12 protein-coding genes are annotated in these 25,841 nt (G+C 47.1%); 5 read left to right on the forward strand and 7 right to left on the reverse strand.

Features of this window, described 5'->3' with window-relative positions; all coding sequences use genetic code 11:
• Positions 1–60 precede the first annotated feature (60 nt).
• The 4 genes from H3H32_RS13635 to H3H32_RS13650 all read right to left on the reverse strand — a co-directional run bounded on the left by H3H32_RS13635 (position 61) and on the right by H3H32_RS13650 (position 4,480).
• A complete protein-coding gene (locus H3H32_RS13635; RefSeq protein WP_182463228.1) occupies positions 61–1,779 on the reverse strand; it encodes a GMC oxidoreductase in 1,719 nt (572 codons plus the stop codon).
• Positions 1,780–1,820: 41 nt separating this feature from the next.
• On the reverse strand, positions 1,821–2,360 hold the full coding sequence (locus H3H32_RS13640) for a gluconate 2-dehydrogenase subunit 3 family protein (protein WP_182463229.1): 540 nt from the start codon (positions 2,358–2,360) through the stop codon (positions 1,821–1,823).
• A 303-nt stretch (positions 2,361–2,663) separates the two neighbouring features.
• The gene (locus tag H3H32_RS13645; RefSeq protein WP_182463230.1) at positions 2,664–3,617 is read right to left on the reverse strand and encodes a hypothetical protein; all 954 of its coding nucleotides are present in this window, start codon (positions 3,615–3,617) and stop codon (positions 2,664–2,666) included.
• A 113-nt stretch (positions 3,618–3,730) separates the two neighbouring features.
• The gene (locus tag H3H32_RS13650) at positions 3,731–4,480 is read right to left on the reverse strand and encodes a 4'-phosphopantetheinyl transferase family protein (protein WP_182463231.1); all 750 of its coding nucleotides are present in this window, start codon (positions 4,478–4,480) and stop codon (positions 3,731–3,733) included.
• A gap of 128 nt (positions 4,481–4,608) precedes the next feature.
• Here H3H32_RS13650 and H3H32_RS13655 point away from each other — a divergent pair, with 128 nt between their 5' ends.
• The 5 genes from H3H32_RS13655 to H3H32_RS13670 all read left to right on the forward strand — a co-directional run bounded on the left by H3H32_RS13655 (position 4,609) and on the right by H3H32_RS13670 (position 12,536).
• The gene (locus H3H32_RS13655; protein ID WP_182463232.1) at positions 4,609–5,616 is read left to right on the forward strand and encodes a T9SS type B sorting domain-containing protein; all 1,008 of its coding nucleotides are present in this window, start codon (positions 4,609–4,611) and stop codon (positions 5,614–5,616) included.
• Between the two features lie 83 nt (positions 5,617–5,699).
• The gene (locus H3H32_RS37490; protein ID WP_240543764.1) at positions 5,700–7,136 is read left to right on the forward strand and encodes a hypothetical protein; all 1,437 of its coding nucleotides are present in this window, start codon (positions 5,700–5,702) and stop codon (positions 7,134–7,136) included.
• Positions 7,078–8,031: a T9SS type A sorting domain-containing protein gene (locus H3H32_RS37495; protein WP_240543765.1), complete on the forward strand. Its 954-nt coding sequence runs from the start codon at positions 7,078–7,080 to the stop codon at positions 8,029–8,031. Before H3H32_RS37490 ends, H3H32_RS37495 begins: the two co-directional genes overlap by 59 nt.
• Before the next feature lie 55 nt (positions 8,032–8,086).
• On the forward strand, positions 8,087–9,526 hold the full coding sequence (locus H3H32_RS13665; RefSeq protein WP_182463233.1) for an MOP flippase family protein: 1,440 nt from the start codon (positions 8,087–8,089) through the stop codon (positions 9,524–9,526).
• 442 nt (positions 9,527–9,968) lie between these two features.
• Positions 9,969–12,536 (forward strand): glycosyltransferase, encoded by a 2,568-nt coding sequence (locus tag H3H32_RS13670; protein ID WP_182463234.1) that lies wholly within the window; start codon positions 9,969–9,971, stop codon positions 12,534–12,536.
• 239 nt (positions 12,537–12,775) lie between these two features.
• On the opposite strand, the gene H3H32_RS13675 is transcribed toward H3H32_RS13670, so the two are convergent.
• The 3 genes from H3H32_RS13675 to H3H32_RS13685 form a co-directional block, all read right to left on the reverse strand.
• The gene (locus H3H32_RS13675) at positions 12,776–16,828 is read right to left on the reverse strand and encodes a non-ribosomal peptide synthetase (RefSeq protein WP_182463235.1); all 4,053 of its coding nucleotides are present in this window, start codon (positions 16,826–16,828) and stop codon (positions 12,776–12,778) included.
• 5 nt (positions 16,829–16,833) lie between these two features.
• On the reverse strand, positions 16,834–23,535 hold the full coding sequence (locus H3H32_RS13680) for a polyketide synthase (protein WP_182463236.1): 6,702 nt from the start codon (positions 23,533–23,535) through the stop codon (positions 16,834–16,836).
• Positions 23,536–23,642: 107 nt separating this feature from the next.
• On the reverse strand, positions 23,643–25,832 hold the full coding sequence (locus H3H32_RS13685; protein ID WP_182463237.1) for a GumC family protein: 2,190 nt from the start codon (positions 25,830–25,832) through the stop codon (positions 23,643–23,645).
• Positions 25,833–25,841: the final 9 nt, after the last annotated feature.

Consider the following 25,841-nt stretch of genomic DNA (forward strand, 5'->3'; position numbering starts at 1 on the left):
TAAGAAACCGACACCACATCAACATACGTCTACTGATGGCTTGAATTTATAAACGCACCCCTACAACAATCCCTTCTTCATTTCTTTCACGGCATGGTCGGCGGCTCGTGCTGTAATGGCCATAAATGTCAATGATGGGTTTTGGGTTGACGTGGATGTCATACAGGCTCCATCTGTAACGAATACATTTTTACAGTTATGAAGCTGATTCCACTTATTCAGCAAGGATGTTTTTGGGTCTTTCCCCATCCGAACTCCCCCCATTTCATGAATATCGAGTCCGGGTGCTTTGTCTGGTTTATCGTGCGTCTGGATGTTTTTAAAGCCTGAAATCGTCAACATTTCAGTCATTTGCTCATGAAAATCGCGAATCATTTTTTCGTCATTATCATCATAAGCCACCGAAATTTTCAGTTGAGGAATTCCCCAGGCATCCGTCAACGTTGAATCGAGCGTCACATAATTACTCTCCTTCGGAATGGTTTCGCCCATCATGTGCGAACTGACACGCCAGTTGCCATACTTGGGCTGCATCAGGCTCGACTTCAGGTCTTCGCCCATCGCCGACGTGTCTACGCTGGTTGCCCGACTGGAGCCAAACCCGGCCGCATAGCCCCTCAGAAAGTCGGTTTCCTGTTTGAACACGTTTCGGAACCGAGGGATATAGCTCCCATTCGGACGAATACCTTCGGTCGTTGTATCCTGAAAGCCTTCGTGTTCGGCCGAAATGGTTGTCCGGAAGTTGTGAAAAGCTACGTATTTACCCAGTAAACCATTATCATTACCCAGACCATTGGGGAAACGGCTGGATTTTGAATTCAGGAGAATGAGATTACTGTTCAGACAGGCGGCATTGACGAAGATGATTCGGGCATAATACTCTGTCATCTCTTTGGTATGCGCATCAATCACCCGCACACCAGATGCTTTCCCTTTCTTCTCATCAAAAATAACGGAGTGAACAACCGAATCGGGACGGAGAGTCATTTTCCCCGTTTGAGCTGCCCAGGGGAGTGTCGACGAGTTGCTGCTAAAATAGCCTCCATACGGGCAACCTCGCTGGCATAAAGATCGGTTTTGGCACTGTGCCCTCCCTTGCTTAAAGTGAATAGGCTGCGGCTTTGTCAAATGAGCACAACGACCAATGATAATGGGACGAGTTCCTTTATAATGCTTCGCCATTTCATCCGTGAAGTGCTTCTCAATACAGGATTGTTCGTGTGGCGGTAAAAACTCGCCATCAGGCAATGCAGCCAATCCATCTTTGTTTCCCGAGATACCCGCAAAGCGTTCAACATGGCTGTACCAGGGAGCAATATCGGCATAACGAATAGGCCAATCGACGGCAAAGCCATCGCGAGCGGGACCATCAAAGTCATATTCCGACCAACGCTGGGTTCCGCGAGCCCACATCAACGATTTACCCCCAACCTGATAGCCCCGAATCCAGTCGAAAGGTTTTTCCTGAACATAAGGATGCTCGTTGTCTTTAATAAAAAAATGCGTGGCATCTTCCCGGAAGGCGTAACATCGACTGGCAATCGGGTTAGCCTCTTTCATCTCTTTGGTTAACTGGCCCAAATGTTGAAATTCCCAGGGCTGCATCATCGTGGTTGGGTAGTCTACAATGTGTTTTACATCGCGTCCTCGTTCCAGAACCAGTGTACGCAAGCCTTTTTCGGTCAACTCTTTGGCAGCCCAGCCACCACTAATACCCGAGCCAACAACAATGGCATCGAACGTGCGATCTTTAACAGAATCTATATTTAAGAAAGACATGAGATAACGTGCTAAGGGGAAATTGACTATTGAAAATTACACTACCGACCACCCTGTACAGCCAATTTGGATACAGGAACACAACCATGATAAAAACCGGGAGCCATGTTGAATTTCTCCACGTTAACCAGGTAGTATTCAGAATTCATATACCCCTGGATGGTCAATTGCTTGATCATATCGACAAATGCTTTTCCACGCGTATCGGTTGAGGTAGTCATTTTGGCCAGTACATCCAGGCGTTGGGGCGCATCGCAGCCACTGAATGGCTTTGCATAGGCTTGCTGCGCTGTTGAGTCTGCCAATGGAAGCCCTTGTTTCAGCAACGTCTGAGCAGGCTCGCCGTAACAATCAGCAATCATCCGCATCGCGAACTGGTGTACTTTGAGCGATTTTGCGCCCGGCGTAGTCGTTTCCGGAATAATTGTCCCCACAATTTCACTCAAAAGAAGCTCATCGTCGAAGGCCAGGGTAGAAACATAACCCGGCGCATCTGGTGTCCAGCCAGAAGCCCAGGCTGGCAGACTTACTAGGCCGCCGAAGGTCATGGCTAAGTTTTTCAGTACGGAACGTCGTTGCATAACAGCTATAAAAATTAAAATTCTCTTCTTGATCTATTTGCCTTTCTGTCAGGAAGCTGCGTTACAATCTTTTCAATTGAAGACTCGTAGCACTTATCTTATAAACGCAAATACCAGGCAGGATATACTAACCAAGCCAAATAAAAGCCAACAATTACTTCAAATAATTAAACTATAGACCTAATCAAAGGTACGTATTTCTCAATATCGGCACAACGACTCCCACGCAATCCTTTTTAGAGTTTGCGCATTTATAAAATCGAACCGTTGTTGAATGTAGATTAAATGCCAGGGAGGCAGGGCCTAATAGTGTTCACTCAGGTATTGAAACACGTCATCTTTGGTTTTTGCGTGTAGGATTTTAGCGCCAGAAAGAGACGGAAAAATAGTCTCGTATTCGTTAAAGTGGTGCTCCATACCACCGCCCGGATGCGACAGAATGATATTTATCCCACCGAAATAGCTGGCCAGCGCAGCAGTTCCGCCGTGCATCGAAATAAATCGGTCGGTATTGGCGTAAACCAGTAATTGAAGATGATTGAAATTGTTGACCGACCCTTTGTGCTGTTCGTGTAGATCATGCATCAGGATTACTTCGGGATGCTGTTTCCGAATCCACTCATGCTCATTCAAATCCATTATTTCGCTGTTGTCCAGCACGATTTGAGTGGAGAGTGGGCGATTGTAAATGATCTGATACTTTTCTTTGTAGGTTGAAATAATGCGATCCAGCTCGGCTATGCCCAGAAAATTGATGGGTGGTTTATCCCATTCAATATTGTATTTGTTGGCAATTAGTAAAATGGGTTTGCTATAGACAAACAGGTCATTTTTGTACTGCTTTTTAAAAGGAACCTGAGCAAATTTCGTATAACTAAACGTTGGACTATGGGTCATGTTGGGCACATCATAATAGCCATATCCAGCCTGCCAAACCCGTTTTTCGTATTGCTCTACGTGCTGTTCACTAAAAAAATAAAACTCCTTTGTATTGGTACAGGATATGGTTTTTTTCAGTGTTCCATTGAGGTGATGCCAGTAGGCAAACGGGAGAACATAACGTAACTCCTGATCAAATTCGCCGTGATAATCAACCACTTTATAGGGCTTTTTGGTAAAGTAATCGGCGCCAATAAACCGAAGTTGATTGAGCCGGGCGTAATAGTTATCTCGAACAAAATACCGCAGATCCCGTCGGATTCCGGGATAGCGCAGCGACGCAACAACGTAAAGGAACTTCAGCATTAATTGCTGCATATAGATCTGATTAGTTCAGTAAACAGTTGCCTCCAACCGCCGGGTTAAAACCCGGCGCAAAAACAACAGAATGAAATGCACCGGGTTAAAACCCGGTGTTAGAATGACTATATTTATGACTCAAAATGAGAAAATAAGCCACTATCAACCGTATAAAATTTAGGTACCTCGTTTATTGGCCGATAGGCAACTGCAGCCGGATAGTCATCGCAAATAGAAAAGCCAGCCACCACCCAATGACCTGACGCCCCAATCAGCCGACTTTCCAGTACATATGTACCGACCAGAGCTGGAACTTGCGCAAAATCGTCATCCAGTCCTTTCGCCGTCGCTTTAAGTAGGGCCTCTTTCCGGGTCCATAAGTCGTAAAATGCGAAACGACGATTGGCACTAGCTTCTATATACTCTTGCTCCTGCTGACTAAAACTTTGCGGTACTATGTCCTGAAATGTAAAATCGGGATTGACCCATTCGGTATCGACGCCTACACTGGATTTCGCAATAGCGACAACGATCCAATCGCCTGAGTGTGAGACATTCATAAACCAACCTGCATTATCGTCAAGTTCGGGCTTTTTATTGATACCTTCAATAAAACATAGCTCATGCGGGCGCTTGTTTACATAGCGCCCAAGCAAGATTCGTAAGATACGTCGGGTATAAATGTAGCGAAGACGATCCTCCTGTCGATGGTACAGCTGTGCCCGTTCAACTTCGTGATCTTGTAATTCAGGGTATTGATAATCAACAGCATTGGCTACGTAAAACCGAAAGATCGCTACTGTATCGGCATAAGAACAGGCCGACAAAGGTTGCCACGAAACAGCTGACAGAGTCGTACTGGATAGGAAGGCATCAGGCATAAATTATCCTGCCATTAGTTAAAAATCAGACCGTAAAGTTACCCACTCAACTAGTATAGTCCACTACTAGACAGTTCAATGTAAAAAATGGTGACCAAATTTCGGCAGTTCAGTCCAAAAAGGTAAGTATGTTTTCTGCGATCCGTAAATTTATCAGAAACACTTTTCTGATAGCGAACAAGTTACGAATAGCAATCTGCCTGGTTGCCTGGCTATTCTATAGCTGTTTCCAAGCCGCTACTGCTCAGGTTTGTGCAGACCCATCTGGAGGAATCGTATTCAATCAAACATTTGGTACTGCCAGCAACCCTGTTTCAATAACCGGATTAACTACCTATGAGTACGAGCCAATAGATTGCCCAGGCGATGGCCAATACACCATTACGTCAGCACTCGAGAGCGATTGTTTCAATGCAACCTGGTACACGGTTGCAACTGATCATACTGCGGGCGATGTACAGGGCAATATGCTGGTTATCAATGGAGGAGACAAAGCTGGACTATTTTATCAGCAACCCGTAGGGGCTCTTTGCAAAGGAACCAGTTATGAATTTTCGATGTGGGTGCTGAATCTACTGAAAACAGGAACGTGCCTGGATGCGCTGATCCCTAATCTGACAATACGTGTAGAGACGACAGAGGGACTGCTTATTCAATCGATCGATATTGGTCAGATTCTGCAGACAGACACACCCACCTGGCGTCGTTGTTCAATTTTGTTTACGGCACCAGAATCTAATGACGAGATTGTTGTAAAGTTAATTAACAATCAGGGCGATTTAGGGTGTGGCAATGATATGCTTATCGACGATTTACAGGTAAAACAGTGCAGCGAGTGTGTAGGGCAACCTGAGTTAGTGTATGTTCCGGATGCTTTTACGCCAAACAATGATGGTGTAAACGACACCATGTCTGTTTTCCTTCAGTCTGCTGCCTCAGACTCGTTTACTTTAAAAGTATACAATCGGTGGGGCAGTTTAATTTTTACCAGTTCTGATCCGGCTCACAAATGGGACGGCAATTTTGCGGGTACACCTTGTGCTGTAGGCACTTATACCTGGGAGATTACCTATAAGTCGAGCTCATCACCCAAACGTGAAACCGTTCAAACTGGCCGTATTTTACTGATGCGTTAATCCGGGTTTTGCCTTTTTGGGCGATGTCCACGATTAACGAATCATCCGAATGCCAGACAGTAGCTTGTCAGGTCATCTAACCCATGAAAAGAACTTTAATAACATTATTGGGAGCCTTGCTCGTACTGCTGCTTTTTATAAAGACGCAGGAAAGCAGCCAGGCATTACCCCCTCCCGCTCCCTTTCGGCATGGGACTTCCATCAAAATACCCATTGACCCCAAACGCTGGTATCAGATCAATAATGTATCAACGGGACTTGAAGGTCTTTTCGATGGCATAACAACTGAAAGTGTTAATACCGGCTGGGGAAAAATTCTAACGAACTTCGATGCGTATTACCCTTTGCTCGAAGGAGAACAATTGAGTATTTCAAGTATTCGTCTCTATGATGGTGCGGGGATGAATACGGATAAACCCGTCACGCTCTCTATATTAACAGACCGATGGGAGCGCGTTCCAATTGCCCGTTTTATTGGGAGTAAGTATCAGGCATGGGTCGGCCCCGATCCCGACCAGCCCGATGTTTTTAACCTTAAGACGCCCATCACCAACGCCCGCTACCTGGTCCTGAACACATCTGGTGATTACCCAACCGAACTTGAACTATACGGTACTTACCAAAAAGGGCATGAACCAGCGCTTGCTCAATTACCAATAACTCCTTTTCGACATAAACTGGGTATCAATGGATTTGAATGGTACGTTGAAAATCCCGATGCCCCATCGGCGCTTCGCCCTGTAGATGATACGCGTGTAAATGCCCTGAAGAGTTTTTCATTGATGCGGCAATACATGGACTGGGATAAACTGGAAGCGAGTAAAGGCCAATACACCTATACTCCTACGTTCAGTGGAAGCTGGGATTATGATGCCATGTATACTCGTCTTCAGGCAGAGGGAATTGACCTATTAGCCTGTTTTCAAACGCTCCCGAAGTGGATGGAGAACACCTACCCAGCAGGTGGCCGTGATTATAGCAACGTTCCCGCTCAGTACGGTTCCGATCTTACTTCGCCCAAATCATACCTTGCCCATGCTCGGGTGGCTTTTCAGTATATAGCCCGCTATGGCTTCAATAAGCGAATAAACCCATCGCTATTATCGGTGAGTTCGGTGAAGACGACAGCAGGTGTCAACTCGGTTAAGATGGGCCTAGGGTTGGTTCGCTACATTGAATGCAACAACGAGCCGGATAAAACCTGGAAAGGCCGTAACGGATACCAATCGGCAAGGGAGTATGCGGCTAATTTATCCGCATTTTATGATGGACATAAAAACACCTTAGGGCCAGGCGTAGGCGTAAAAAACGCCGACCCTTCAGTAACAGTTGTCATGGGTGGTATGTCTACGGCAACCACCGACTATATCAGGGCAATGATCGACTGGTGTAAAGAGTTTAGAGGGTATCGCCCCGACGGTTCGGTAAATCTTTGCTGGGACGTTATCAATCAACATCTATATGCAAACGACGCTCAATCGTCGCAGGGGGGGCGGAGGAAAGCGCGGAGCGGCTCCTGAGCTGGCCGGTGTGGGTGCTCAGGCAGCTTCATTTGTCAAACTAGCCCGTCAGTATGCAAATGGAATGCCCGTCTGGATTACGGAAACGGGTTACGATATCAATCAGGGAAGCCCATTCCATGCGCTGTCTACTGGCAGGAAGACCGCTCTGGAAACGCAGGCCGACTGGATTCTGCGAACCGCTTTATTGTTCAGTCGGGTTGGTATTGATCGTGTATTTTTCTTTCAGGCCTACGACGATAATCCAGCCAATCCGGTTCAGTTTAGTTCGATGGGTTTACTGAATACGGATAAAACCCGCAAACCCGCTGCGGATTATATATACCAGGCAATGAACCTATTGGGCGATTATCGCTATAAAGAGTCGCTTAAACCCGTTGGCGGCCCCTCCGATCTACTCATTGATCGTTACGAACTAAATGGCCGTTCGTCTTATGTACTCATGATACCTGATGAGCGAGATCGAACAGATACCTATACGTTAGCGATTCCGAAGGGCGATACCGTACAAATTTGTACACCAACTGCTGGTCGCGATCAGATGACCCGAAGGATACAGGTAAGTCAAACAGGCACCATACGATTAAGCGTCAGTGAAACGCCAGTCTTTGTCGTACCGGTATCAATTAGTGCTCCCGATCTAAGCACCTTACAGTTTGTCTCGGCTCCATCAACAAATTCCGTAGATTTACTGGTAGAGAATAACAGTCTGAGTCCAGTAGAAATTAGTGTTTACAACAGCACAGGCCAACGGTTCAGACAAGTAAGTTTGCCAAAGTCAGGGCGTATCTTTCGTACGCAACTCGATTTAAGGCAATTACCAAAAGGTAATTATCTGCTGGCGGTCCAGCAGGGGAAGGCAAGGGTAGTCAGAAAATGGGTTAAAGCCCAGTAGTTTTGACCATATTAATTTATAAACAACAACCCAGATAGTCGAGTAGCGTTTCCACATGAGTAATACAAAAAAGGCAATGAACGGGGGTAAGTGGATCACCATTTCCACTGTTATTTCAACCCTGTTTCAATTCGTGCAGGTCGCCATACTCGCTCGCGTACTGGCTCCGTCTGATTTTGGCATTGTCAGTATCAGCAATTTGATTATTGCGTTTTTTACGGTCTTTGCCAATCTCGGTTTTTCGAATTCGATCATCTACAAGCAGGAAAGCGACCCAAACGTTTTATCAACGTTGTATTACCTAAATCTGCTGATTGGCTTATTCATCTTTATCGTCATTCATATCAGTACCCCGTTCATTATATCGTTTTATCACGAGCCTAAACTAGACCATGTACTAAACTTATCTTCTTACTATTTCGTGATTGCTTACTTTGGCCAGATCTACATGTTCTTGCTGGAAAAAGAGCTTCGTTTCAAATCTGTTGCCATTATTGACATTGGTGGAACCGTAATTGGATCGGCGGTTACGATAACGCTTGCCTATAACGGCTACCATGAACTGTCGCTTATTATTGGGTCGTTAGTGATGCAGACCATAAAATCTGCGCTACAGATTACATTCGGGCGTCAGTTTTTCAAGCCGAGGTTATTCTTTAATTTGGGTAACATCCAGGAACACCTCCGTTTTGGCCTCTTCGGCATGGGCGATGGCTTTTTAGGCTTCGTACAAACGAATGTCGACAACATTTTTCTCGGGGGTATGTTAGGCGTCAAAATGCTTGGCTACTACACCATTGCGTATCAGTTGTGCGTCTTCCCGATCATGAAACTCAACCCGATCATTTTGCAGGTTGCCTACCCAATACTGGCCAAGATGAAGGAAAACACCGCCGACCTGAAAAAGTCGTACCTGAAGATTCTGGATTTCATTAGCTATTGTAACCTGCCGCTTTTGGCGGGCCTATTCATTACGGCCGATGGTGTTGTCCCCTTAATTTATGGTCCTGGCTGGGATCAAACGGCCGAGCTAATTCGCATTTTCGTCTTTGTTGGAATTTTCATTTGCCTGAGCCACCCTTTGTATACAATTGCCTTCACCAAGGGAAAGCCTAACCTGCTCTTCTACCTCAACTTAGGTACATTAATCGTCAAAATTCCACTCGTCTATTTCTTTGGAACTCGGTGGGGCGTAACGGGTATAGCCAGTGCGTTTATGCTAACCACTTTTCTTAATATGCTCGTCAACTTTGGTATGGTGCATTACCTGATTGGCGATTTCATAGGCGAATTCCTGAAAAACATAGCGAAACCCGTTACGTTTTGCCTGGTGATGGTGGGTATCATTAGCCTGTACAAATCATTTGTTGGTTATACAGGCTTAGTCAACACTATGGTAGAAATCGCCTTGGGTGGGGTTGTTTATGCCGTTTTCACATTAGCGTATAAGCTTTCATTCTCTGAATTAAAAGCCTATCGACAGGGGCTCATGTAAGTCTTATTGTCAAATTTCCTCTCCCTGCTTTTAGCTGTAGATTCCAGTAAAGGGCAACAGTACAAGCAACCACAAGCGAGTGGCATTTCTGGGGTAATTAAGCGAAATTATATTCAACTATATTTTTGACCCCGATGGGGTCAGATGTTTATAGAGAGACCCTCTTAGCTATAAACATTTGACCCCATCGGGGTCATACGGCCTCCCAAAAGTGTCACTCGCTAAAATTTATAAGTAATTTATTTTGACCACTTCAACTTTTCGAAGTCATAAAAACAAGTCGTATAGATACGCAATCTGTTTTTTATGCAACGCTAAGCTGTCAGGAAACAGATATAGCCAATCGTCATGCGACTAGATTGCCCAATTTAATGTGCCTTTTTCAGGCGCTCCAGTCAAGTGAGATTGAAGCGCCTTTAACAACGCACATAGCTAACCCATCATGAACTGGCAACTTTTTACTCAACCAACCCCCAACGAAGCCTATAATTTCTCCTTTAAAAAGAGCGATAAACGACTAATCAGAATACTCATTTCGGTTGGTATATTGTTTATTGTAGGATTCCTTTGGGTGTATCTTCAGCCGAGCAATCGAGGCTACTCCTGGCTGTTTGCTTTACTGACTATATCGGTATCTTTCAAATTGCTGCGCTTGTTGCACGAGTGGTATCATTATTGGAACGTTGTTCCCTCAACTCCTCCGAAAGCCACAAGAACCTGGAGCGTTGACATCATGACGACGTTCTGTGCAGGCGAGCCCTACGAGATGATACTGAACTCTCTTCAAGCCATTCAGGCAATTCCGTACCCTCACACGACTTATTTGTGCGATGAGGCCGATGATCCTTATCTGCGGCAGGTTTGCGCCGAAATGGGAGTTCGGCACGTTACGCGTACCGATAAGAAGGATGCCAAGGCCGGTAACATTAACAATGCCCTCAAACAAGCTACGGGCGAGATCTGTGTTATTCTGGACCCCGACCATGTAGCAGTGCCTGACTTTCTGGATCACGTTCTCCCCTACTTCGAAGATCCTACTATTGGCTTTGTACAGTGCGTACAGGCTTATTATAATTACCGGGAAAGCCTGGTTGCGTTTGGGGCTGCCGAGCAGACCTACACATTTTATGGGCCAATGATGACCTGCATGGGAAACTATGGAACCGCGCAGGCTATTGGAGCCAATTGTACCTTCCGACGGGAAGCACTCGATTCGATTGGTGGTCACGCTGCCGGACTCTCCGAAGACATGCACACCGCCATGCAATTGCACGGCAAAGGCTGGGCGTCGGTTTATGTACCGCTGCCCCTATCATACGGCTTAGTACCATCGACTTTATCGGCCTATTATAAGCAACAACTCAAATGGGCACGCGGAACGTTTGAACTACTTGTGACTACGTATCCAAAAGTATTTAGTCAATTGTCGTGGCGGCAACGACTGCATTACCTGACAATGCCTTTATATTACTTACTGGGTATTGTTCAATTGATTGACCTGCTCATTCCGATCATTTCGCTGGTCACGATGAGGCTTCCGCTGAAGCTGGACCTATTGGTATTCGGGACGGCCTATTTACCGCTTCTGGTCACGGCTTTTCTGATCCGGCAATATGCGCAACGCTGGCTCATCGAAAAACATGAAGCAGGATTTCATACGCTTGGCGGTGTACTAAGTAGCGGTACCTGGTGGGTTTATACTTTGGGGCTTATTTACACCATTTTCCGAATAGATGTCCCTTACCTGCCAACCCCAAAGCGCGACCAGCCGCGCAATAACTTCATTCTCTGCCTACCCAACCTGCTGATATTGTTGCTAACTGTGGGCGCTATTGGCTATAGCATCTATCACTATGGGCGATTTGCCGTGAGCAATATCTATTCGGAACTGATGATCACATTCGCTATTCTGAATGGCTATATTTTGAGTCTCAATGTGTTGATCGGGCAGGAGAAAGTATTGGGAATGGTAAAAAACTGGATTACCAAAATCTCGTTTCAGCGGCCAATCGTGTGGCCTCTTCGTATTGCTATCTGGCAAATGCGATACGGTTTGTATAGCTGGATACGCCTTTCGGCCATACCGCTATTTGGTGTGGTCGTGATTTTAACAACGGGTTTAGTAGCGTATACCAGTCGCAAAAAAACGTCAACGCTTCCTCACGAAGTTCGCTTTGCCACTACACAGCCTTTCTATTATGGTCTGGAAACAAGCGGCCAACCAACAGAACGAACAGCTACCTCAAAACCCGTAGTGCTGCCCATTCAGGTAATTTCGCCCCAGCATCTGGCCTGGTCTGTTAATCCTACCGGTAAACAAGCCATTGCTGACCCAAATCTGTCAACCATTTTAAATAAATTACCCCTTCTCTACCTGGAGCCTGCACTTATCGACACATCGGCTCATAAACAACGGTCAGAGACGGAGTTACAAGCCTTTTTGAGCAACCTTAAAGAAGGCCGTTATAACACCGATTTACAAAAACTGGTTGGTGCTATAAAACGGTACAAAGAGCCGGTGTTGCTCAGTTTCGCACCAGCCTTTGACGATACAACGCGGGCATGGGGCACAAAGCAGGAAAGCACGTTAGTACGCTACCGGCAAGCATGGCAGTACATGGTCAATTTTTTACAGAAACAAGAGGTAACCAATGTGATCTGGGTTTGGTGCCCTACGCAGCCGTCCACAATCGTAAACCATTATCCGGGCACCAGTTACGTAGATTGGCTTGGGCTCGAGGTCATCAACAATCCAGATCTGGACGAAGACCACCAAAACCATTCGTTCGCGGCTTTATATCAACTGGCCCACAACACGATTCGCCTGCATTTAGACTATAACATCCGCCTGAAGCCAATTCTGATTACCCATTTTGGTGATGCCCAGCCCAACCCCACCGAAAATACATGGGTACGAGATGCTCTGGCAATCATAGACGAACGTTATCCAGAAATTCGGGGGGTTGTTCTGAACCCACAGCAAGCGCGTGCCGTTCAAGACGCCTATTAGGCGTGCAAAACCCTGTTAAAATAACTTTTAACGGATGTTATGGCTGATCATTTTTTGTCATTCCGACGCAGGAGGGATCTTAAAGTATCTTTATTAGAGAACTAGGACATCTTAAGATCCCTCCTGCGTCGGAATGACAAAAAAACCATATGATTCATATTAACCTAAACGAGTTCGGTCCGGTGAACAAGAACTATTCTTGTGCACCGGACCGAACCCGTTATAAAGGCTTTATATGCCTAAGCGTTATCCAGCGCTCGCTGTAAGGCCTCAGCAAATGCTTTATCGTTTGGCGGCAAAAGCATTAACTCGTGATCGCCGGGAACATTGTGCACACGAACGCCTTTCGTCGCATATTTTTTCCATCCCAGGTACTTATTATCGTCAACAAAGTAAAGCCGTACCTGCGCTTTAAACAGATCCACGATGCCATCATAGGGCTTCATGGTATACTTCTCAAAGGCGCTTTCATGCTTTTCAATGATTTGCTCAAACAAGTCAAGACCTTCTTTCGGCTTTGGTTTTTCACGCAGACCCGTTGCTTTCAGCAATCGGTCAACCTGCCGCTCAACGTACACCTGCTGGTAGCGTAGCGTAGCGACTGGCTGACGCACCAACGAACTCGTAAACCAAATTAATTTGGGAAACTGGCGAAGAATTTTCCGTTGCAACCAGTTCATCATTGATCGGTTCGTATCCGACTCCTGAGCATTGGTATCGAACATGGCAAGCATTTTCACTTCCTTACCCATTGCCTTCAGTTGGCGGGCCATTTCGAGAGCAACATACCCCCCAAACGAATAGCCAGCAATGGCATACGGCCCCTCTGGATTTTGGTCGATTACCTCACTAACGTAAAAGGCAGCAATTTCGCCAATGTCGTCCAGCGGTTCATCGATACCATCTAACCCTCGAGCCTGCAATCCGTAGATAGGTTGCTGAGGGTCCATATAGCTCAGTAAGCTACTAAAATTCAACAGATTAAGCCCAATACCATGAATAATATAGATCGGTACTTTATTGCCTTCTGGCTGAATGGGAACCAGTGATTTCCAATTGGTTGGCTTGCCGTCGGCCTCAACTACCTGCGCCAGTTTTCGAATCGTTGGGTACGTTAATAAGGTCGATAGCGGCAGACGTTTTCCGGTCTCTTTTTCGAGTTGGATCATTACCTGCACGGCAATCATCGAGTGCCCGCCTAACTCAAAAAAGTCAGCATCTACGCCAATTTTTTCGAGGCCAAGTGCCTCCTTCCAGATCGCTGTAATCAATTTTTCGGCCTCCGTAACGGGTTCTGCTTCGCTGCCCTTAGCCGTCAACATACTGGCAGGTTTCGGTAGTGCATTACGGTCAACCTTGCCGTTCGGCGTGATAGGCAATTGTGGCAGACTGACAAAATCAGTCGGAACCATATATACCGGCAACACATCCTGCAGTTTGGTTCGCCATATGAGCACCTGGCTCATAAAGGCAGCGTTGGTCAGTGGCGGGTTGTTTACGATATACGCAATTAATCGTTGATCGCCAGCCCGTTCTTCACGAGCCACAACTACCGCTTCACTTACACCCGGCTGTGTGATTAAGGCATGTTCTATTTCGCCCAACTCAATCCGATAGCCTCTAACTTTTACCTGCTGGTCAATACGGCCCAGACAATGGATTTCGCCATCAGGCATAAACTTTCCCAAATCGCCCGTTCGGTACATCATCCGTCTGGCCGATTTCTCAAATGGATTGGGCACAAACTTATCTTTCGTCAGATCGGGTCGATTAAGATATCCCCGCGCTACGCCTTCACCCGCGAGATAAATTTCACCAATACTCCCTTCCGGCAAAGGGTTCAGATGTTCGTCGAGAATATATACCTGGGTATTGTGTATCGGTCGACCAATCGTAATGATTTCATCACTGGCTAGAATCTGCTTTCCAGTTGAATAAATCGTCGTTTCCGTCGGGCCGTACATATTCCAGAGCGTGCCACAGCGTGCGGTTAGCTTTTGCGCCAAATCCTTCGACATGGGTTCGCCACAGCACAGAATTTTTAGCGGCAACCGCTGTTCCCAACCAGCAGCCAGCATCATTTTATACGTGACCGGCGTAGCCTGAATAATGCTGACCTGGTAAGCTGGGACGGCTTCCAGCAAGGCCCGGCCATCTTTCGTCATTTCAGCATCGGCCAATACGAGGGTAGCCCCAACCAATAAAGGCAGGAACAACTCAAGGCCCGCAATATCAAACGAAACGGTCGTTACCGCCAGCAAGGCGTCCTCTTTCGTGATACCCGGCCAGGCAATCATGCTGTACAGCAGATTAACCAGATTATGGTGCTCAATCAATACACCTTTCGGCCGCCCTGTTGAACCAGATGTATAGAGGATATACGCCAGATCGCTTCCAGTAACGGGCACGTCGGGGGCTTTCTTCGAATACGTATCCAGCTTAGCCAGTACCTCTTCAATCAGAATTACGGTTGTCTGATTGGCAGTTTGGCCAGCTGCATGGTATTTTTTGGCGGTAATGAGTACACTGGCCGATGAATCGGCCAACATAAACTCAACCCGATCGTGTGGATAATCCGGATCGATTGGTACATAGGCGGCACCAGCTTTTAGAACCGCTAAGAGCGTAATTACCAGCTCCGGCGATCGATCCAGCACAACGCCCACTACAGCTTTCTGCTTCGTACCTCCCAGGCCAGTTTGCAGGATGGCGTGAGCTATCTGATTGGCCCGTTCATTTAGTTCGCGATAGGTTAAGGTTTGGCCTTTCGTAAAAACCAATGCTGTTTTATCCGGATAGGTTGCTGCTGTTTTATCGAGCAATGCCTGCAACGAACTGGTACGCGGATAATCTGCCTGCGTATTATTCCAGAGCGTTAATTTCCGAATCTGTTCAGACTGATCGGCGAGTAAAATATCTTCAATGAGTATGGACGGATTGTCGACTACTGCTTCCAGTACGTTTTCAAATTCGCCCATCATCCGGTCAATCGTACTCTCCTTGAACAGTTGCGTATTATACGCCCATTCCAGAACCAATTCAGCCGTTGCAGACGACCCGCTGATGTTAAGGAATAAATCTACGGCTCCGTATTCGCGGGGATTACTGATTAACTGATAATCAAGCCCATGAAAGTTAACCCCATCATCCAACCCCATGTCCACGTTAAAAATAACGGGGACGAGCGGTATACGAGAAGGGTCTCGGACAATGGATATTTTCTTCAGCAGACTGCCAAAAGTTAGCTGCTGATGCTCATACGCATCGAGTACATCTTCTTTACGCTGTTTTAAAAACGAAAGGAAGCTAAGCTCCGGACGGGGAAAACTTCGCAGAGGTAGTAGGTTGACGCAGTGACCAACCAGACCCAAATAACCCGTAGCCGACTGCCCTGACGTTGGGAGACCAACAACAATATCGTCCTGTCCTGTCAGTCGATGTAGAAAAACCTCGAAGCTGGCCAATAAGGTAGTCACAAAGCTACAACCCGCTTTGGCACCCATTTTTTTGACCGCCAGCCCCAGTTTACCACTCATTGGATAATCTCGACGGGCAATCTTATAGGTACGTAACGTAGGTCGGGCAAAGTCAGTCGGCAAATCCAGTACGGGCACCGATTCTTTGTACTGGTTGACCCAAAATTTCTCTACCTGCTGATACGTTCCACTTGCTAAAAATTGAAGCTGATCGGCTGCATACTGACTATAGGCGGGAGCTTCCTGCAACGCTGGCGACTTATGCTGCGTATAGGCAGAATATAGCTCGCTCAAGTCCTGGAGCATAATGCCCAGCGACCAACCATCACACACGATATGATGGGCTGTAATCGTGAAATGATGCGCGGTATCGGACAGTTTAATCAGGCCAACTTTTGCCAAAGGACCATTGAGGAGGTCGAACAGATACAAGGCATCCTGCCTTACATATTCCTCAATGATTTGCTCCTGTTCGGCAGGCGTTTTGTCGGAACAATCCTGATAAACCAGATCAATAAAAAGCTGGTCGAATACACAGATTTGCCTCCCATCGGCACTGAAAGCCGAATGTAGCGACTCGTGACGTTGTACTAATGCGTGCCAGGCTTGCTCCAGCGCCGGTTTATCCAGCAAGCCATTAAATCGCAATGAAACCGACTCATTAAATGATCGGCTGGCATCAGCGCCACCTAATTGGCAGGTTGCCCAGATTTCCGTTTGGGGTTCGGTAGCCGGGGCCAGTCGCACAATAGCTGGCCCATCAAACGGATCAAAGTCAACAGCAATCAGATTTACGTTTGTAATGCTTTCCGCCATCCTAGTCAATTTAATTCAACCTGGAGGTATTTTCCGGGCTGATCTGGATTTGGGACAAACCAAGCGGGATTCCCTTCCCGATCCCGGCCCAATCGGGCACCAGGAGCAGGTGGGGTATCCTTAGCCAAACTTGCACCAACTTGTCCAGTACTGGTTATTGGATTTGAATCTTTTTTGAAAAAACCGGCATCTATCAGTTCCCGAACGCTTTCGGTAAACCGGCGAATTATTATCTCTAATTCCTGATCAGTATGGGCTTCTGTCAGGAAGCACGGAAATCCATCCCAAATATGAATTCCCTTTTCACGCATTAAAGTAAACAACAACTCCCCATATACTATATCTTCCTTAAACTTTATTTTCCAAAGTGAGCCGAAATGAACTACATTAATAGGTAGCGTATACTCTTTTAGTACCGCGTTAAGACCATCGGCGAGTCGCTGCGTCTTTTGGGTTAACGCTTGTTGCAAACCAGGTCCAACTTCCTTCATATGAGTTAAGGACGCTTTGGCAGCAGCTAACACCAATGGATGCCGAACAAATGTTCCGGCAAAGTAAGTCACACCCACTTCAGGTACCGAGTGATCGCCATATTGCCAGAACCCGCCATCAAGCGCGTCCATAAATTCCCGTTTACCTGCAATGACACCAATGGGCAAGCCGGCCCCAACCACTTTGCCGTAGGAACCTAAATCTGCTTTAATTCCAAACAGTGCCTGAGCCCCACCCGGATGCGTCCGGAATCCAGTAATTACTTCATCAAAGATTAGCGCGGTACCTGACTTTTCGGTGATGGCCCGCACTGCCTTCAGAAACTCAATAGGAACAAATTCAGGCCGGCGGCTTTGCACGGGTTCTACCAGAACAGCTGCTAATTCATGTGCCCGTTCCCGGATGATCTGAAGACTTTCTTCCGTCCCATAGTCCAAAATCAGCATGTTCTGGACTGCTTCGGGCATAATACCCGGTGCCGCCGGAAATGACTTCAGTTTTTTAGTTCCGCGTACAAGTACTTCGTCGACAATGCCGTGGTAGGAACCCGAAAAGGCAACAATTAATGATCGACCTGTAACGGTTCGGGCAATTCGCATGGCACCTAATACAGCTTCGGAACCAGTGTTGCATAAAGCCGACCGATCAGTAGCAGTAAGCTCGCAAATCAACTGGCAAACTTCACCAGCGAGTTCATGTTGCGGCCCCACCTCGAAGCCAAGCTCAATTTGTTCATGTAGTGCTTCCTTGACCCAATCGGGTTGATAGCCAAACATATTTGAGCCAAAGCCATTCAGCGCATCAATGTATTCGTTGCCATCAATATCCCAGAGTCGGCTGCCTTTTGAACGATTGACAACCAACGGGTAGACAATTTCTTTCGTTAGTGGCCGGAAACCCGAAACCACCCGAGGATCGGCCATTTGAGCCCGATGCTCCTGTGCGTATGCTTTACTCTTGCCTGTTTTCTGGATGTACCGTTCTGTAAATTGTTGTAAGAAGTCCTGCTGTTTGGTACTTAATTCCGAAGCCTGTCGATCGATGCGGGCCGTGGCACCAAACGGCTTTTTCAGCTCAACCTTTTCTTCAGGAGTCAGGTCAGGGGTCGAGTCGGGTTTATGATGGCCATTCGAACTCCCATTGGTAGCACCATTAGCAGGTGTCAGGATTGACTTTATAGTAGCGGGGGCTACAGAAGGGGCAACGGGAACTGCCACGCTGCCACCCTGGAGTAATTCAAGCTGTTTCGCCAATAATTGTAATTGCTGCGCGATCAGATCCAGGGCAGGATTGTGCGGAGCTGGGTTCTGTACATATTGAACAGCAACAGGTTGGCTCACCGCCGTTGGAATTGGCGCTGATACGGGAGCTGGTGGTTGAACCTCAGCAGGCAAAGCCTGATCGAGGTAGTTGGCCAGTTGTTCGGGCGATGTATATTCACTAGTTAATTGCCTGAACGTAATTGGCAGGCCAAATTCTTTTTTGAGCGTCAAGGCTACTTGTGTCAGTAGCAATGAATCGAAGCCAATCTCCAGGAAGCTTGTATCAGGTGCGACACTATCCATTTCAATACCGGATGCGTCTTCGAGGAGTTGGTTGATTTTGTTGAGTAGGGTATTTTTTCTCATAGTAACCGCTGGAGCTTGCGTTTCTGGTGGGTTAGGTATTGATAACGATTGATTAGAGGAAGCAAAATGCGTACTTTCCAACGGGTTGGTTGGTTTAACGACTGGGTCGACCCAGCAGCGTTTTCGGTTAAATGCATAGGTCGGTAATACGACGCGGCTGCGTTGCTGCCCAGCATAAAAAGCCTTCCAGTCAGGTGTAAGCCCAGCCACATATAGTTGACCTAAGGTCGTTAAAACAGCCTGACAGGTTTTAGTCCAATCAGGTTGATTCGCTAAACCAGCCAAAACTGTTACTGGCTTTTTAGCTGCCTGCTGACGAGCCAACGTGGCCGTTACGTGACCTGGCCCAACCTCTAAAAAGAGTGGGTTATCGAACGTAAGGAGCGTATTGAGGGCATCCGCAAAACGTACGGTAGTCCGAAGATGGGTTGCCCAATAAGTAGGATCGGTCGCTTGTGCATCAGTCAACCAAGTACCACTCACGGTCGAGACGACTGGCTTTTGCGGACGATTTAGCGAAACACCTGCTACAATCGCCTTAAACTCATCCACAATTGGGTCCATCATGGCGGAGTGAAAAGCGTGACTCGTTAACAGCGGTTGATTAGGAATTTCCCGTTCGTCGAGCAATCTCGCAAAATCGGCAATATCTTCATCGGGACCAGCCACAACACAGAGTGTATAGCTATTAATGGCGGCCATCGAGATTGTTGGCGGCATGATTGCCAGTACTGCATCCGCTGCCAGTCGAACAGAAAGCATACTGCCCCTTGGCAATTCGCTCACCATCCGTCCACGAGCAGCAATTAAGGTTACCGCATCCGAAAGCGAGAACACACCCGCCAGATGAGCCGCAACGAATTCGCCAATACTATGCCCACAAAAAACAGAGGGTTCTATTCCCCAGCTCATCCATAACTGAGCCAAAGCATATTCTGTAACAAAGAGCGCGGGTTGGGTATAGCGCGTATTTTTCAACCGCTGTTCAGCCTCCGAACTCAGACTTTCGGGGTACATCACCTCACGAATGTCCGTCTCCAGATATGGGTTCAGCAAGGCCGCACAACTGTCTACAGCCTGTCGGAATACAGCCTCGTTTTCGTACAAATCCCGGCCCATGTTCAGGTATTGCGCTCCTTGGCCCGGAAATAGGAAAACAACTTCATCGGGACGTTCAGTCGTTGCTTTTATTCCCGATGATTTCGAACGGTCTACTAATTTATCCCGCAATTCAGTTGGTGTAGAGGCTACTACAAACCGACGATGCTTAAAATCAGCACGTGTTGTTTGCAAGGTAAACGCTACATCTGTCAGATTCAGAGTCGGTTGCTGATCGAGTTCAGTGACAAGGTTTTGCGCGTAGGCATCTAAACTGGCGGGTGTTTTTGCCGACCAGCTAATTAGCTGAGCAGGCCGACCGCTATCCGACACAGGAGCTTCCTGTTGAAACTCTTCCAGTACTACATGCACGTTTGTTCCCCCAACACCAAACGAGCTCACACCTGCCCGGCGTGGATTCGCATCGGCTCCATTAATTTCCCAATTAGCAAGTTTGGTATTGACAAAAAATGGGCTGTTTTCGAAATCTATGGCGGGGTTAGGTGCGTCGTAATTAATGGACGGCGGGAGTTGCTTATGATATAAAGCCAGGGTCGTTTTAATCAGCCCGGCCACGCCTGCCGCCTGAGTTAAATGGCCCATATTACTTTTGATGGACCCAATGGCACAGTATTGCTTTTCAGCCTGTTCACCAAATGCCTGTATCAACCCATCAATTTCAATCGGATCACCTAGCGGAGTGGCTGTTCCGTGGGCTTCGACATAACTGATGGTGGCAGGATCAATATGAGCATCAGCAATAGCCATAGCGATAGCACCTGCCTGCCCTTCGGCGCTTGGCGCGGTAAAGCTGCCTTTGCCTCCGCCATCATTATTAACTCCTACTCCTTTAATAACCGCATAAATTGTATCGCCGTCACGCAACGCAGCGTCTACATTTTTCAACAAAACAACCCCTGCTCCATCGCTAAACACAGTTCCCTGGGCGTCCGCATCAAACGAACGACAATGGCCATCCCGGCTTAGCATTGCGCCTTCCTGATACAAATGCCCACTGTTAAGCGGGGTGGTGATACTAGCCCCACCAGCCAATGCCAACTCACATTGCCCGTTTCGAATGCTCTGAACTGCCTGCGAAATAGCCAGTAACGATGTCGAGCAAGCCGAATATACGCTGACGGCTGGGCCTTTCAGGTCTAACTGATAGGCTGTTCGGGAAGCGATATAATCTTTTTCGTTCAGGGTCATCACCTGAAACGCGCCCACCTGGTCAACCAGGTTTTGATGACCAAGTACATTGTTCAGGTAATACGTATTGTTTCCGCAACCAGCAAATACCCCCACACGACCATCGAAATGCTGGGGCAGATAGCCTGTTTGTTCGAGCGTTTCCCAAGCTATCTCCAAAAAGATACGCTGCTGGGGGTCCATGAGCTGAGCCACATTGGGCGTCAGTCCAAAAAACTGGGCATCAAACTGGTCGGCCTGATCAATGACTCCTCTTGCTTTTACGTAAAGTGGATCATTTTTAAGGCCAGCAGGTATACTGGCATCTAGCTCACTATCAGTAAAAAAGCGGGTGGTTTCCTTACCTTGCTTCAGCAGCTCCCAAAGAGCCTCAATCGTATTTGCTCCGGGGAAACGACCTGCCATGCCAATGACTGCCACATCGTCTCGTTGATTAGCCGACGAGTCTCTGTTAGCTTTTGAGACATCCTTCGTCAGTCGATTGGGTTGTTCTGTTTTTTGCGGCTGTAAGTAAGTAACAATGCCGGCAATCGTTGGATATTGGTATAGTTTGGTAACGGGTAACGTTTGTTGCTGCTGTTTTAACTGGGCAACGGTTTTCTGAGCTAGCAGCGAATTTCCGCCAAGCTCAAAGAAATTATCATCCAGACCAACTTTATCGATTTGAAGCAACTCAGCCCACAACCCTGCGATTTTCCGTTCCAGGTCGGTTCGGGGCTTTTGGTAGGGCACTGCCAGATCTGGTCGCTTTTGTTCGGGCCCTGGTAGCTGCTTCTTATCGACCTTGCCACTGCTGGTTTTAGGAAGCTCATCTAACCAAACAAACGCAGAGGGCATCATGTAGTCGGGCAGTTGCTGTTCCAATTGAGTTCGAATACTCGCTTTGGATACTTGGGCATCAATGGCTACCAGATAAGCCACTAAGCGTTTCTGTCCGTCATTTCCTTCACGAGCAACAACTACAGCCTGTTTAACACCTGTAAGTTGATTGATAATAACTTCAACTTCGCCCAATTCAACCCGATGCCCACGAATTTTGACCTGATCATCACGACGTCCCAGAAACTCGATTGTCCCGTCGGGCAACAAACGACCAAGATCGCCCGTGCGATAAATCCGCATTTTTTCTTGCTGCGGAGTACTTAACTCAATGAATTTTTCGCTGGTTAGTGCCGGTTGATTCAGATAGCCTTCAGCCAGGCAAGCCCCGCCAAAACAGAGTTCTCCCACATCGCCATCAGGCAGAATGGTCAGCGAATCATCAACTACAAATACGCTAACGTTATCAATCACCTGACCAATAGTCGGCAGGGGTGGCCAGTTGGCAGAGTCACCCGTTAAAGCCAATTGCGTGATTACGTGGCATTCCGTAGGACCATATTGGTTAAATAAAACGCAATCGGGCAATGCTGCAAAGAATTGAGCAACTTGAGGGGTAATCTTCAACTGCTCCCCAGCCGTCATGATTTCGCGCAACTGTGCCGGAAATAATTGGGTACTTACGGCAGCTTCAGCCAGGTATTGGAGCGCGACAAACGGCAGAAAGAGTCGATTGATTGCCTGTTCGTCAATGAAGCGTAATAATGCGTTCAGATCCAGACGAAGCGTTTCATCGATCAGTATCAGTGTGCCACCCGTACTTAGTGTGGCAAAAATCTCCTGAAATGAAACGTCGAAACTTAACGGAGCCAATTGAAGTGTCCGAGTGCCCAAACCCGCCGTTGACTGTTTCGATTGCCACTGCAATAGGTTCATGAGTGGGCTATGCCCCATGCAAACACCTTTTGGCTTACCCGTTGAGCCAGAGGTGTATAGCACATAAGCCATGCTGGCTTGTGGGCTCACTACTTGTTTGGGCTGAGCATAGGCCCGATCCGACAGAATTACCTGAAATCCTAACTGGCTAAAAAGCGGTTCATCCTGCGCCGTCGTCAAACAGGTTTGAAGACCAGAATCGGCCTTAATTTGCTGTAGCCGATGCTCCGGATAGGCAGGATCGAGCGGTAAATAGGCTTTCCCAGATTTCAGGATCGCTAATACGCTCACAATCATTTCCAGATTGCGGGTCGTGCTTACCCCGATATGTTCGGCCTCTGGATCGGTATCTAGAATAGCCTGAGCGAGTGCATCTGCCCGATCGTTCAACTGACGATAAGTGAGCTCACTATCCTTAAACACCAGTGCCAAATGCTCTGGATTGTCAAGTACAACTTGCTCGACAAGCTGATGAACAAACTGCGGGGAAAGGATGCCCCGGCTTATGTCTTCATAGACACCCATACAGTTAATTGATTGAGGATCAACAATTCGCCTTATGCACGAGTGTAGTACTCGCTGGTGGACGAATGAATCTGCCAGTGTGTTTACTTATCGTTAGTTAGTGATGCTCAAAGCATATTCCGTTGGGGTTGTAGTGAGGTGGCCGGACTAACAGGCTTTGGCATGACATCGGCCCTACCCGGCACCTCGACGTAATTCCCTTCCACACGGTTCAATACCGTAAATATGGGTTGGTTCGTTACGCGTACATACATACTTAACAGTTGCTTTTCGGCCCTGGCCCAGGGACTACTTGCATCAATGATTAATAAGGATAAAGCACTGCTTTTGAGCAGATAAACCGGAATCTGATTATTAATCAGAGCGGGGAGTTCAAGAATAATTCGGTCAAATTGTGAACCATCGAAACCCTGACTATAATCAACCAGGTAATCGACGCCCGTAACGTTCATAAAATCGGGACGAATGGTGTACGGGAAATATGTTACCCCTTGTTTAAACTCCCGTTGCTCTTTTCCGGTCACCCGTGGATAGCAATAGGCTACCTTCTGGTCAGCGTTTTCATAGAGGTCAACCAATCCATTAGCCACCCAGGTTTTACCTTGTTTCGATCGGATGCTAAAGAGGGTAATTATGGGTGGGTATGGCTTAGTGGTGTTTTGGGTCACCTCAACATTGATAGCGTTGAAGAGCTGTTCAAACATACTCCGCGATGCCATTGAAGCCCTTGTAAATACCTGTGGTTTTTTGACCGTTGGGAACAAAGCGGCAACAGGCATCCCAATCATGGATTCGGCCTGTTCGGGCGACTGGATGCGCTTGTCTAACCAGAAACGCAGAGCTGTCAGCAATAGGGCAATGAAAAGTCCAACCCCAAAGCCGATAGCCACCATTTGTATACGCTTGGATGGCAACGGAACTAACGGAAAATCAGGAGCATCTAACACCTCCAATGTTCCACCGATCGATACATCCTGACGACGCGTTTTCGACTGATCGACATTCTGTATCAGGTCCAGGTATTCTTTTTCTGCAATGGCTAACGTCCGATTTAATTGACGGAGTTGCGTCCCTAACGGCCCATACTCATTGGTCTTGGCCGCATAGTCATCCATTCGTTTCTTATAGAGTTCTAATCGGGCTGACGATTCTTCGTATTCCAGCGACTTCATTAAACGGTCATTGGCCATTGTTTGCGCCGGAATGGCATCATTCGAATTGGCTGCCGCATCATATTTTTGCGCGCTGACTTTTAAGTCTTCTGAAGCTTGTTTGACACTGGCCTGCAATTGAGCGATTACCGTTTGCGGCTGGCCGTAGGCCCGGGCATTGGCTAATTTATTCTCGGCATCGCTTAATTTTTTCTGTTTTTCGGTCAAATCGTTATTGGCAGCACGAATACTCCCCTGTTGACCCATACGCCCATTTAAGGCATCGAGAGCTGCTTTAGCGGCATTTTTCCGCATTAACTCCTGATTATATTCCCCATTTAAAGCCTCGCGCGATGAAGCAACATTTCTGGCTTCTTCGTCATAATCCAGTACCTGATGCTTTTCACTGAAGGCCCGCAAATCAGCCTCTGCCTGCGCCAGTTTTGTCTTTGCTTTCTCTAACTTGGCTTCGTAATAGCCAATAACCGAATTGGTTTCGGAGGTTTTGAGCGTCGAATAACGTTTATTCAGGTATTCAATGGCATAATGCAATGTTCGCTGAGATACTGCCGGATCGTCTGATTCGTATTCCATCAGCAGCACGTCATTCGTATTCTTACGGGCAGAACCTTTTATGTTTTCGCCCAGATGGGCTATTGAATAATACGAATCTGATTTCAGCAGTAAGGTTTTTATTGGATTATCAGATGGTGTTTTTGCTAAGCTATCTATCGTATTGTGCAAGAGTGTCGAGTCTGCCGCAATGTAATATAAGTTTTCCCATTCGGGTGTGATCGCATTGTGCAATTTCTGGAACCCTGCATAGCCTAAGACCAGCGAATCGGGACGCCGAAGCTGAAGGTGATCTGTAAGCAGAGAAACCCCGATTTGAAGGAGGGTTTCCCGAGAGTTCAACGTAGTCAGGATATTGTCGAATGCGCTGGCTGACCGATCCTGATAGGCATTATTTCGATCTGACAACAGCGAATAGCGGGAAACCAGCCCTGTATAAAGAGTAGCCTGCGATTTATACACTTTGGCTTCGTTCCGGGTAGCAAAAAAAGCTGCTATCGCAGTTACCGCCGGAATGAGAATGAACCAGAGTATATGCTGTTTCAGTAAGCGCAAAAAGACCTCGACTGACATACAATTCGT

This window comes from Spirosoma foliorum, assembly GCF_014117325.1.
Classification (GTDB): Bacteria; Bacteroidota; Bacteroidia; order Cytophagales; family Spirosomataceae; genus Spirosoma; species Spirosoma foliorum.

Bases quoted from the DNA above. Each gene is read 5' to 3' on its own strand.
- H3H32_RS13680 (WP_182463236.1), bottom strand. From the start codon at position 23,535: ATGGGTGTCTATGAAGACATAAGCCGGGGCATCCTTTCCCCGCAGTTT.
- H3H32_RS13635 (WP_182463228.1), bottom strand. From the start codon at position 1,779: ATGTCTTTCTTAAATATAGATTCTGTTAAAGATCGCACGTTCGATGCC.
- H3H32_RS13645 (WP_182463230.1), bottom strand. From the start codon at position 3,617: ATGCAGCAATTAATGCTGAAGTTCCTTTACGTTGTTGCGTCGCTGCGC.
- H3H32_RS13640 (WP_182463229.1), bottom strand. From the start codon at position 2,360: ATGCAACGACGTTCCGTACTGAAAAACTTAGCCATGACCTTCGGCGGC.
- H3H32_RS13675 (WP_182463235.1), bottom strand. From the start codon at position 16,828: ATGGCGGAAAGCATTACAAACGTAAATCTGATTGCTGTTGACTTTGAT.
- H3H32_RS13685 (WP_182463237.1), bottom strand. From the start codon at position 25,832: ATGTCAGTCGAGGTCTTTTTGCGCTTACTGAAACAGCATATACTCTGG.
- H3H32_RS13650 (WP_182463231.1), bottom strand. From the start codon at position 4,480: ATGCCTGATGCCTTCCTATCCAGTACGACTCTGTCAGCTGTTTCGTGG.
- H3H32_RS37495 (WP_240543765.1), top strand. From the start codon at position 7,078: ATGCAAACGACGCTCAATCGTCGCAGGGGGGGCGGAGGAAAGCGCGGA.
- H3H32_RS13655 (WP_182463232.1), top strand. From the start codon at position 4,609: ATGTTTTCTGCGATCCGTAAATTTATCAGAAACACTTTTCTGATAGCG.
- H3H32_RS37490 (WP_240543764.1), top strand. From the start codon at position 5,700: ATGAAAAGAACTTTAATAACATTATTGGGAGCCTTGCTCGTACTGCTG.
- H3H32_RS13665 (WP_182463233.1), top strand. From the start codon at position 8,087: ATGAGTAATACAAAAAAGGCAATGAACGGGGGTAAGTGGATCACCATT.
- H3H32_RS13670 (WP_182463234.1), top strand. From the start codon at position 9,969: ATGAACTGGCAACTTTTTACTCAACCAACCCCCAACGAAGCCTATAAT.